Origin of the sequence: Moorena sp. SIO4A1 (assembly GCF_010672065.1) — a bacterium.
Classification (GTDB): Bacteria; Cyanobacteriota; Cyanobacteriia; order Cyanobacteriales; family Coleofasciculaceae; genus Moorena.
The window spans coordinates 21,309-31,762 of sequence record NZ_JAAHHX010000072.1; the positions used below are offsets into that span (position 1 = coordinate 21,309).

Here is a 10,454-nt window from a genome sequence, read left to right on the forward strand (position 1 = left end):
AGTCAGATCTCGTGAGCTTATAACTTGTGATAGATGCATTAATTATAACATTTGAGCTATCCTAAATATGAATTATGGTATAAATATGTCTTTAATAATCCGAATGGGATTGAAGATATCCCCAATAAAGTCAAAAACACTTTTGACATTAGTGACCGTTGAATCATAGCAAGCGACACTATCTCTTGGCATCAGCACTGGATTAACTTGGTCATCATTAGGCTTCTTCACCAAGTCCTCTACAGAACGTTCTATTGCCAGGGTTTCCCCAGTAGTACGGTCAGTTTGCAGTAACAGAGCACGGCGATCTGCATTTGTGCTTTCTGTGCCTCCAACACAACTAGCAGCAATTACAGCTTGAGATAGACGGGAGCCATATTCAACTTCCTGGATTCTAAGGTCACGTCCATTATTGGGATTAGTGAGATTGGAGATAAACACAGGAATAGTTGAGGGAGTCAGCTGGGAAGGTCTGGCTAGATAATATTGAGGCAACTCCCGAGTCGGAACAATGATTTGGTCTCCAGCAATCAAGGGAATATCCTCCACTGGTGATCCGGTGAACACACCAGATAAATCAATTACCTGTTCCTGCTCACCCCGAACCAAGCGCACCTGTTCAATGTTGGCATTTGGTTTGATGCCGCCAGCCGTTAAAATGGCAAAGGTTAGGTAGCGTTCTGGAGGATAGTCTCCTGAGACAGTAGCAATCGATGCCGGTAAGTCTCGACCTTTAGAATCCGTATCATTAATCAAAACCCGACCAGGTTCAAAAACAGCTCCTCCCACAGTTACCTGAATTGGAGCCCACTCAAAGAGTTGAATGCTGACTTTGAGGAAATCAGCATGAAAAAAGCCCCCTTCCAGCAAAGCCTTGACTAGGTCTTGCTCGATTTCTGATACTTCTCGACCCGCTGCCAGTATCGGGTCTAGGTAGGGGAATTTTATGTAACCATCCAGATTAACTTCATAGGTGGCACTGAAGCGTTCAGCTTCCGGGATTTCTTCTTCGCCAGCCACAAAGAGTCTAAGGCGATCGCCAGGAGACAGTGGTAGAGCCCAACTGGGAACGGATACACCTATTGCTGCTACGGTAGTAATTAACCCTGCTATCCAAAACTTGAGAATGGACATTGAAGAATCTCTGGGTTCACAACTATTACTTAGTGCTATTACTTAGTGATAACACGTGATAACACTTAGTATAGGGGGGTTTCGGTGAGTGTTTGAGTGTTGACTTACGATCAACACTCAACAACATTCAACAAAAAACACTGAACAGAAAACACTCAATTCCCTTTGCGACTAATTAAAATTAGTCACTAGTTAATTTTCAGTTAACCAGCCACAACAGTTTCTTTAATTGCCGAGAGGGGCTTACCTTGAAAATAGTCAGGAATCGGCGCTCCCATCAAATTCAGAATAGTGGGGGCTAAATCTAGAGAATGACCAGCTGGTAAACTAGAACCTGGCTCAATATCTTGTCCTTGAATCACCAAAAAGCCATCAGAGCGGTGAGAACCAGTACGATTAAAGGGAACTGGACCAATGCGTCCAATATCGGGACTATCTACTACGTCAGTGGCATATTTTTCTTGCCAGATCACGACTAAGTCACCATCAGGTAATTTCGGACCAGTTTCAGTTGCCGATTGGCGGGTGCGGATAATTTCCTTCACCATTGGTTCCCCAGTGCGAGCATCTTTAAGCTGGTAAAGTTTTTGAGTCAATTCCTCACATACAGCATCGTACTGATCAGGGGGGACAATACCGTGAGGTTCCCTTCCCTGGAGATTAATCCTGATATATCCTTCCGAATAACTAGGCAGCGCGAATGCTTTCATCTGAGGCCAGCAGGGTTGGTACCACGATGGACTCTGGAAAAAGAATGGATCGGATTCTGCCTGCATCTTGAACGGAGAAATGAGATCTGGTCCAGGAGTGGAACCAAACAAGGGTGCGATAGGATTGAAAAGTTTGGTAGGGAGTTGACGTCTTAAAAAACCTTTGAGTGGATTCGATTCATGCTTGAGGCTCCACACTTTCCCCATCCAACCCTTTTTCGCCCTGGCATCATTGACTAGGGGTTCTGGGGGTTGACCATAGTTGCCACGACCAATGCCATATTTACCTGGGAAACTCCAGCGATAGAGAAATTCTGGCAGGAACAACATACTCGGTAGATCCATGACGTTAGACCCCATACCATGGGCAGCAAATACTACGACCTGGGCATTATCCGGGGCTTTGCTCAAAATTCCACCAATGGCTTCGTCAATAGCTTCAAAAATTTCTAACACGGGATCTCCAGGGCATTTAGCACCTACAGATGGGTAGAGAGGATGATCCTGCTGACTCAGGTGCCAGAAGTAATGCCCTGCAGTATGGGTTTCACCAAAGATTGTTAAGAAGAAATCCCACGGCATCTGCTGCAACAAGTCTTGACAAATGGCACCCCGGCGGGCGATACCAATCTCCAGTTGTGCCTGAAGACCCTTGAGTGCTTCCACATCCATAATACTGGCATGGTCTTTGCGTAAGACAGGATGCTCACCATGCTTATCAATCAAATCCTGTAGCAAGGATTTGGGTATGGAATGACTGGGAGTCTGAGGAGAGTGAGCTCCCCAAGCAAGGACTTGCAACCCATTGACCTGATTGGACAGGGGAGCTTGAGGTATATCAAAGACTGCCACCCGATAGTCATCTCCCAAGGCATAGAAGGGTTGATACTCAGCAAAGTCGTAGGCTTGAATGTCTTCTACTTCGTAAGTGCCTTCCTTAATTTTCAGAGGTGCCCAGTACCCTGTTTGCTCAGGAGTACAACCAGTGAGGAATGTTGTCCACGGAGTCTCAGCCCGGTAGTATTCGTATGTCTTTAGACGTCCGTAAGATCCCTGTTCTCGTAAGCGACGCAGATTTTTCAGATGCCCTTGAGATATCCATTGCTCTATCAAGGCAGGGTCGGCAGCATCCAAGCCAATGGCAATTACTGGGTTTCTCATTGTTGTGGTTGGTAGATGTGTGGATAGTTTTCTGGTAGGTTAATTAGTTTGCCTAGTTTAGCTCAGCATCTAACCTTACAAATAACGATAGTCGGCTTCACATAGATGAAGGTTGAAGGATCGATGAATCTTAGAGTAGACTTTTATAAAGTTTCTGTAAAGACTACTGCTATCGATCACACTATTTAGTCTCATTCTATAAGTAGCAAAGAGTTGAGGCATTTGTTAGCTCGACTAATTCTCAGACTCGGCTGGCGAGCTCCTCCCTGCTAAAAAATCTTCTTAAAATAAAGCATAAACCTGATCAAGACTACCTGATCAACACAACGACTCGCGATCAGTAAAAATTACCATCGTTAGCTCATTTATGTAGAGTCGATGAAGACTATTTAAAGATTTTATTAAGCTCAGAGAAAATACTAGCCTGGACTCGCCTATAGGCTATGATATTAATGGTAAAATCCACCATTAACTAATCATCAATCAACCATAAAGGAGGACTTGTGCAACAGTAAAAACAAGTAATTTCAATTAAATTAATTCCCTAATACATAACATCTAAATAAAGCTTAAATAAAGCCTAAATAAAGCCTAGACAAGGCTACCTTTTCTAAGGATTATAGAGATAACATTAGTTGAGGGTTTTAAACTCTAAGCAGAACGAAAGTTACTAGGAGGATGGAAAATTGAATCATTCCCAGACAGACAGCCTGATTGATTCAATCAGAGTTGACTCTAATCTAGAATGTTATGATTAGTAACCAATTCTCCCCTCGATACGATCTAGTTCATGCTGTGACAATTAGATTAAATATTTCGTGAAATAATTAACACTGTCATGAACGATAATTCATCGCTTCTTAAAACAGTGAACTAGAGTTTAATGCTAATACTAAAATAGATTTATGTCAAATTCCTGAGATAGTTTCAACCCCTGGTGTAATCTACATCAAGGGATTACTGTTGTTTAATTAGAGGAGATCTATAGGTTCAGCTATCTAGACAAAAGGGTATTTACCAATTTTTCAGAGCTACTATAGTCAAATTTATAGTCAAATTACTAAAACTGTGATAATGTAATTTTATTCTTTCCCAAATAAAATCTTGCTCGAAACAGTATCAAGCTAACTTGGTTAGCCGATCGGTAAATGGCCAATTGACTGAGTTCGGCTCCAAGACTGAAGATTGTTGGGAAAAGCTTGGCTGTTTTTAGTGCTTATCCCTTAGCTAGGAGAGACATCGTAAAAAGGTTAAACATGAGAGAAATAGTCAAAATCCTAAACTTAGAGATTGATAATATATCAAAGTCAGAGCTTTTAAAGCGGCTCGATAGCGGGGTTATTTTTACTCCCAATGTCGATCACTTAGTAAAGCTACAAAAAGACCCTGAATTCATGAAGGCATATCGAATTGCCGATTATAGATTATGTGATAGTAAAGTTGTGTATTATGCGTCGAGGTTCTTGGGGTCACCCATACAGGAAAAAATTTCTGGATCTGACTTTTTTCCAGCTTTTTATGATTATCACAGAAACAATGAAACTATTAAAATATTTCTCTTAGGTGGACGAGAAGGAGTCGCTAAACAAGCTCAAGAAAATGTCAATGCTAGAGTTGGCAGAGAAATTGTTATCGCTGCGCACTCCCCATCATTCGGATTTGAGAAGAATGAAGCTGAATGCCAAGAAATCATAGAAATGGTTAACAACTCTGGAGCTACAGTACTAGCTGTGGGAGTTGGTTCGCCTAAACAAGAAAAGTGGATACACAAGTACAAAGATCAATTACCAAACATTAAAATCTTCATGGCAGTAGGTGCCACCCTTGATTTTGAAGCAGGCACTAAACCAAGGTCGCCTGTATGGATGAGTGAGGTAGGATTGGAATGGTTACACAGGCTATTATCTGAACCCCGACGGTTGTGGCGGCGATACCTGTTTGATGCTCCGGTCTTCCTTTGGTTAGTGTTGAAACAAAAACTCAAGAGTTCTATGTTGCCACCACCTAGGGTCAATCTGAATTGATCGCAAGTGCTATATTTTCCGTTTATATCGGAATTGTTTACTGGATCCTCAAGATTACCTATGACCTTTGTACCGATTACTTTTGGTGTCGCACTTCTACAACGGTGTGAACATTACCCCGTGGGTTAAAATCCCCCTTGATGGTGACATCTTCCGGGTTACAGGCGGCTACGAAGTCATCTAAAATTTGGTTGATACTCTCTTCATGGGAGATGTAGCGATCGCGGTATGTATTGATATACAACTTAAGGGCCTTTAGTTCTACCACCAGTTGATTGGGAACGTAGGTGATGTAAATCGTGGCAAAGTCCGGATAACCAGAAAACGGGCACTTGCAAGTAAATTCCGGTAAGGTGATGTTTATGTGATAGGGACGACCGATACGGGGATTGGGAAAGGTAATAAGTTTTGCTTGGGCAATCTCCTGTTCACCGTATTTAATCTGGGGTGTGTCTACTTCTGGTGATGCTTGTTCCTGGGTAAAGGAATTACTCATTGGTTTTGCTAGGATTAGAAACGATTTGAGGAATTTCTAGGATGGGATTCCCAGTCAGGACAATCTTCTGTGTCCCAACCATAGGGATGCATAGCGCAGACTAATAAATTTCCACCGTAGGCTTGACCGTGATAATGACGGCAACCTATGCAAGCGGGATGTTTCTGTGAGGATGGTGTCACGGAATCAGGAAAATCCTCGTCTGTTTCACTGACCATAACCTCAAAGTCAAAATAAATCTCAACAAACGGTTCAACAATCTCTTGCAAACACTGGTCAATTTCCGCACCAATGGCATTGTCTACCTCATTGGCAAACTCCTCAACTTCATTGGCAAACTCCTCAACCACCTCACTGACACCCTCGAAGAACTCATCGACCATATTAGCCACTGATTCCAGGGTTTCATAAATACTTTTAGACCAATCATCTTCCATAGTAAATAGTTACTCAACCACCATGATGTGCTAAACCAGTGTTGTTGACAAGTTGATTATAAGTGCTAGATAAGTGCTATAAGTTAGCGCTTGAGCCGACGTAATTCTTCTTGCATAGCTTGCACCTGCTCGCGTAGTTTGTCAACATTCTGCTCTTCAGGTGGTGCTGATTCTTCTTCATCAGCAATAATCTCAATCCGGCGCGGCTCAGGTTTAGGATCATTAGGGTTAGCTTGAGAGGATTGCTGTTGCCCCTGTTGCACTAAATCTTCAACCAGTTTACGGGCTTCCTCGGTAGTCATCTCCCCTTTTTCTACCAGTTCATCTACCAGTTTCTGAGCTTGACCTCGCACTTCGGACAAGGTTCCCCCAGCTCTCTCCCCTGCTGCTGCAGCTATACCGACGCCTAGATAAAACGCTTTTTGAACCAAATTTCCAAAACCAGCCATGAACACTGATACTCCCAGAGTTATCCTAATACTCTATGATTCCAGGATAGGAGTGAAATCCCACTTTGCCCACTCGACTTAAGGTAGAAGGACTTAAGGGTCAGGAGGACTACAATAATACTATACAATGCAATACCTCCCTAAGGCAGAAATCTGTTGAGTTGATGAATAAAGTTGTCGTTGGCTTGTCTGGTGGGGTAGACAGTTCCGTAGCTGCCGCCACCCTCTATCACAAAGGATACGAAGTTGTAGGATTGACCCTTTGGTTAATGAAAGGGAAGGGTCAATGCTGCTCTGAGGGAATGGTCGATGCAGCGTTTATCTGTGAACAATTAGGGATTCCCCACCATATTGTGGACAGTCGCGATGTTTTTCAGGAAAACATTGTGGATTACTTAGTGTCAGGTTACCAATCGGGGATTACTCCACTGCCTTGTTCTCAGTGCAACAAGGCAGTGAAGTTTGGTCCGATGCTGACCTATGCCCATGAGACATTGGGGATTGATAAAATAGCCACAGGTCACTATGCCCGGATTACTTATGATGCCGAATGCGATCGCTATCAATTGCGGCGAGCACTAGACTTGACAAAAGACCAGTCATACTTCCTGTATGACTTGACTCAAGACCTGCTGGCGGCTTCCCTATTTCCTTTGGGAGAACTGAAGAAAACAGAAACGCGACGCCTTGCTGCTGAGTATAATCTCAAGACTGCTGATAAACCAGAAAGTCAGGACTTGTGTTTAATCGAATCCCACGGTTCTATGCAGAAGTTCCTGGACAAGTATATTTCCCAAACCACAGGTGACATCGTGGACTTGGATGGAAATGTGGTAGGGCAACATCAGGGAATTCACCACTACACCATTGGACAACGGAAAGGGCTAGGTATAGCTGCTCCCAATCCCTTGTATGTGATTGCCCTGGATGCAGCCAGGAATCGGGTAATTGTAGGGGAACGCCACCAAGCCACCCAACCTGAATGTACGGTTCATCGGGTCAATTGGGTATCGATTCAGGAACCTACTGTTCCGATTCGAGCTTCTGTGCAAGTTCGCTATCGCTCACCTGCTGTACCTGTGAATGTGATTCCTCTAGAAGGAAATCGGATCAAATTAGTGTTCGATGAACCACAATTCAGCATCACCCCAGGACAGGCTGCTGTTCTGTATGACGGGGAGCTGGTGCTTGGAGGTGGCATTATTGAGCAGTTACCAGAGAAAATTGCTAATGGCAAATTGGTTGAAGGTTGAAGGTTGGAGGTTGAACGCGATCGCGTGGCCAAAGGCCAAGGTTCAAGGTTGTTAACCCAAGGCGATTCGGTGTAGGGTAGGTTGAACGCGATGGACTTCGTCCCGCTTTGCTGCGAAGCGCGTGGCCTTTTGGCCAAGGTTGTCTGTCAGAATGCAGAATGGTGAATTGATAATGTAGAATTCCCAATTCACCATTCTAAATTCTAAATTCTAAATTCTAAATTCTAATAGTGACCTTGACCAAAGCCAATTGCCATGGTATTTATAGACTACCAATTCGTGTCAGAGTAGAGATTAATCGTCAGCTGTTCATAACCTGCAGGTACAGCAGTGATACAAGAACAGACAGTCGGTCCATTTTCTATGTCTACCTCACAGGCATGACAAGAACCCATCAGGCAACCTGTGGCAATGAACACACCAGCACGTTCAGCCACTAGAAGGATGGGTTCTCCGACTTCGGCCTCAACTGTCACATCATCTGGTAGAAAGCGAACGCTTACACTCATGTTTGATTAGTCATTTCATCTGTTAGTTTTTTATTGTTAATTTTTTAGTTAATTGTTTAAGTTTTAATTTATAATTTCCCTTAACGATTTTCCAGTTTCCATTTTCCCTTCTCAAGTTTACTTTTTACTTTTGAAAAAACTAATCTGATAGTTAACGGTCTAAGACCTTAAAATCGGGGTTAAATCAAGATGAGATTCGATAGTATCAGCCAGTGAATTCAAAAGCGCTTCTCGTTGTTCCCGATAGTTGACAACCCCAGTAGGGAGAGAAGGTAGCCCTCGTCTGGAGCGCAGTTGATTCAACCAGGAACGTCGCCAAGGACTATTGTCAAACATGCCATGGAGATAGCTGCCCCAAATTGATTGATTCACGTCAACAATGCCCAAACCATGGTCATCGAATAACGCTCGATAAGCAGATTTATTATCTCCCATCTCCGCCTCAAGCAGTCGCGAACGCCCCTGATGAATTTCGTAACCGGTAATGGGTAAGCCAACTTGGGGATAATTGGAGGTCACCATCCGCTGACGGGCAACTTTGCCACTGGTAATCAAGGTTTTTAAGGGCAACAAGCCTAATCCTGGATGACGTCCCTGTTTACCCTCTAATCCATCGGGATCAACTAGGGTTTTGCCTAGCATTTGGAATCCCCCACAAATTCCCAAAATTGTCCCACCTGAGGCAGCGTAGTTTTGAATTTGCTCAGCCATGCCACTTTTTTGGAGTACCATCATGTCCGCAATGGTAGTTTTTGTCCCTGGGAGAATCACTGCATCTGGATATCCCAAGGTTTCGTTTGGTGACAGATATTTCAAAAAGACGCTGGGTTCAGCTTCGAGGGGGTCAAAATCAGTAAAGTTAGAAATTCGAGGTAAACGAATTACTACGATAGTGACTTCCTTATTGGACTTGTTCCTGGTGTTGCGATCTAGTAAGTCAAGGGAATCTTCAGCGGGAAACAGTATATCAATCCACGGAATAACTCCAACGACAGGAATACCAGTGCGTTCTTCTAACCATTTTATCCCGGGGTCCAAAAGCGATCGCTGACCCCTAAACTTATTAATCACGACACCTTTAATCAAAGCTCTCTCCTCTGGTTCGAGGAGTTCGAGAGTACCGATTACCTGAGCAAAAGACCCTCCACGGTCAATATCTACCACCAGCAAGGTGGGAGCTTTGAGGTACCGCGCCACTCGCATATTGGTCAAGTCGCGGTGCTTGATATTAATTTCTACTGGGCTACCAGCTCCCTCGCACACGACTAAATCAAACTCATTGGTTAAACGTCGCAGTGATTCTTCAATCACCTGCCAACCCTTATCAAAGTACTTTTCGTAGTACTCCCCAGCACTAACCTTCCCTACGGCTTTACCCATAAGAATGACCTGGGAGGTCATGTCACCTTGGGGTTTAAGTAAAATTGGGTTCATTTCCACACAGGGAATGACACCCGCAGCCCAAGCTTGTACTGCTTGGGCATGTCCAATTTCTCCGCCATTAGGTGTCACATAGGCATTTAGAGCCATGTTCTGACCCTTAAAGGGACAGACACGCCAGCCTTGTCGCGAAAGAAGGCGACATAGAGCTGTGCTTATCAAGGATTTTCCTGCGTGGGATGTAGTACCCACCACCATAATCGCTTTCATAATTCAGGGTTAGGGCGTCAGAACTAGCCTAGATGATCAATAATTTGAGATATCACCCTGTCACCAACTTGATTTAAACCGACAATCTTAGCCAGCGATTCAAGGTATGATCGAGTCGATCTGATAGTGAGGGTGGAGGTAAGGTTTCTCCAAGCCGTTCCCACTTTTCTAACAACTGACGACCCAAAGGTGTCAGTCGAAAACTATCCGTAATTCCCTGACCGTCTACTTCTCGACGTAATACACCCACTTGAATCAACCACATTAAATCGCTTTCTACTGCCAATTCCGACCTAGGGCGCGTTGTGTAGTTTCTCTCCACACCTTCAAGACCTACTATAGATAAGAGTGGAACACTGCTAGAACGCATCGCTGCCAATAGAGGCATTTGGAATGGCAAACAGCGCATTGCTTGCTCTGCACGCTTAGTAGTTCGGTCAGGATATTGAATAGGCTGGCTACCTTGAGACTGAATTGAAGTTCTTGCCACAGTTACTAAATCTCAGAACTATACTGACCGCCGATTATTTCTATATTAAGGTTTTTTTGACATTAGAGGCCAACCTCTGGTGGTTTACTCTAGAAATTTTGGAATTTATTCAAGACCCAGGCAAAACTGGGCAACAAACGC

General features: G+C 43.8%; 11 protein-coding genes. 2 read left to right on the plus strand and 9 right to left on the minus strand.

What is annotated here, in order from left to right:
- Positions 1 to 72: 72 nt before the first annotated feature.
- Together F6K53_RS29920 and F6K53_RS29925 are read right to left on the minus strand one after the other, a co-directional pair.
- On the minus strand, positions 73 to 1,134 hold the full coding sequence (locus F6K53_RS29920) for a polysaccharide biosynthesis/export family protein (protein ID WP_293020851.1): 1,062 nt from the start codon (positions 1,132 to 1,134) through the stop codon (positions 73 to 75).
- A gap of 203 nt (positions 1,135 to 1,337) precedes the next feature.
- A complete protein-coding gene (locus F6K53_RS29925) occupies positions 1,338 to 3,005 on the minus strand; it encodes an alkaline phosphatase family protein (RefSeq protein ID WP_293020852.1) in 1,668 nt (555 codons plus the stop codon).
- A 1,256-nt stretch (positions 3,006 to 4,261) separates the two neighbouring features.
- On the opposite strand from F6K53_RS29925, the gene F6K53_RS29930 reads away from it, so the two are divergent.
- Positions 4,262 to 5,029 carry a WecB/TagA/CpsF family glycosyltransferase gene (locus F6K53_RS29930; protein WP_293020853.1) on the plus strand — a complete coding sequence of 256 codons (768 nt, stop codon included), beginning with the start codon at positions 4,262 to 4,264 and terminating at the stop codon, positions 5,027 to 5,029.
- A 76-nt stretch (positions 5,030 to 5,105) separates the two neighbouring features.
- Here the strand turns inward: F6K53_RS29930 and queF are convergent, their stop codons facing one another.
- From queF to F6K53_RS29945, 3 genes are all read right to left on the minus strand, one after another.
- Positions 5,106 to 5,525 carry a preQ(1) synthase gene (gene queF, locus F6K53_RS29935; RefSeq protein ID WP_075895514.1) on the minus strand — a complete coding sequence of 140 codons (420 nt, stop codon included), beginning with the start codon at positions 5,523 to 5,525 and terminating at the stop codon, positions 5,106 to 5,108.
- Between the two features lie 14 nt (positions 5,526 to 5,539).
- On the minus strand, positions 5,540 to 5,962 hold the full coding sequence (locus tag F6K53_RS29940) for a hypothetical protein (protein WP_075895512.1): 423 nt from the start codon (positions 5,960 to 5,962) through the stop codon (positions 5,540 to 5,542).
- An 83-nt stretch (positions 5,963 to 6,045) separates the two neighbouring features.
- On the minus strand, positions 6,046 to 6,411 hold the full coding sequence (locus F6K53_RS29945) for a hypothetical protein (RefSeq protein ID WP_293020854.1): 366 nt from the start codon (positions 6,409 to 6,411) through the stop codon (positions 6,046 to 6,048).
- 164 nt (positions 6,412 to 6,575) lie between these two features.
- Here F6K53_RS29945 and mnmA point away from each other — a divergent pair, with 164 nt between their 5' ends.
- On the plus strand, positions 6,576 to 7,664 hold the full coding sequence (gene mnmA / locus F6K53_RS29950) for a tRNA 2-thiouridine(34) synthase MnmA (RefSeq protein WP_293020877.1): 1,089 nt from the start codon (positions 6,576 to 6,578) through the stop codon (positions 7,662 to 7,664).
- Here mnmA and F6K53_RS29955 read toward each other — a convergent pair.
- From F6K53_RS29955 to F6K53_RS29970, 4 genes are all read right to left on the minus strand, one after another.
- Entirely contained in the window at positions 7,639 to 7,851 is a 213-nt protein-coding gene (locus tag F6K53_RS29955) for a hypothetical protein (protein WP_293020855.1), read from the minus strand. The two genes, mnmA and F6K53_RS29955, sit on opposite strands and share 26 nt — an antisense overlap.
- An 82-nt stretch (positions 7,852 to 7,933) precedes the next feature.
- A complete protein-coding gene (locus F6K53_RS29960) occupies positions 7,934 to 8,173 on the minus strand; it encodes a 2Fe-2S iron-sulfur cluster-binding protein (protein ID WP_293020856.1) in 240 nt (79 codons plus the stop codon).
- Between the two features lie 159 nt (positions 8,174 to 8,332).
- Positions 8,333 to 9,823: a cobyric acid synthase CobQ gene (gene cobQ, locus F6K53_RS29965; protein WP_075895506.1), complete on the minus strand. Its 1,491-nt coding sequence runs from the start codon at positions 9,821 to 9,823 to the stop codon at positions 8,333 to 8,335.
- Between the two features lie 73 nt (positions 9,824 to 9,896).
- A complete protein-coding gene (locus F6K53_RS29970; RefSeq protein WP_293020857.1) occupies positions 9,897 to 10,313 on the minus strand; it encodes an Npun_F0494 family protein in 417 nt (138 codons plus the stop codon).
- Positions 10,314 to 10,454: the final 141 nt, after the last annotated feature.

Coding starts and splice junctions, on each gene's coding strand:
- F6K53_RS29960 (WP_293020856.1), bottom strand. CDS start 8,173: ATGAGTGTAAGCGTTCGCTTTCTACCAGATGATGTGACAGTTGAGGCC.
- F6K53_RS29920 (WP_293020851.1), bottom strand. CDS start 1,134: ATGTCCATTCTCAAGTTTTGGATAGCAGGGTTAATTACTACCGTAGCA.
- F6K53_RS29925 (WP_293020852.1), bottom strand. CDS start 3,005: ATGAGAAACCCAGTAATTGCCATTGGCTTGGATGCTGCCGACCCTGCC.
- F6K53_RS29945 (WP_293020854.1), bottom strand. CDS start 6,411: ATGGCTGGTTTTGGAAATTTGGTTCAAAAAGCGTTTTATCTAGGCGTC.
- queF (WP_075895514.1), bottom strand. CDS start 5,525: ATGAGTAATTCCTTTACCCAGGAACAAGCATCACCAGAAGTAGACACA.
- F6K53_RS29930 (WP_293020853.1), top strand. CDS start 4,262: ATGAGAGAAATAGTCAAAATCCTAAACTTAGAGATTGATAATATATCA.
- F6K53_RS29940 (WP_075895512.1), bottom strand. CDS start 5,962: ATGGAAGATGATTGGTCTAAAAGTATTTATGAAACCCTGGAATCAGTG.
- mnmA (WP_293020877.1), top strand. CDS start 6,576: ATGAATAAAGTTGTCGTTGGCTTGTCTGGTGGGGTAGACAGTTCCGTA.
- cobQ (WP_075895506.1), bottom strand. CDS start 9,823: ATGAAAGCGATTATGGTGGTGGGTACTACATCCCACGCAGGAAAATCC.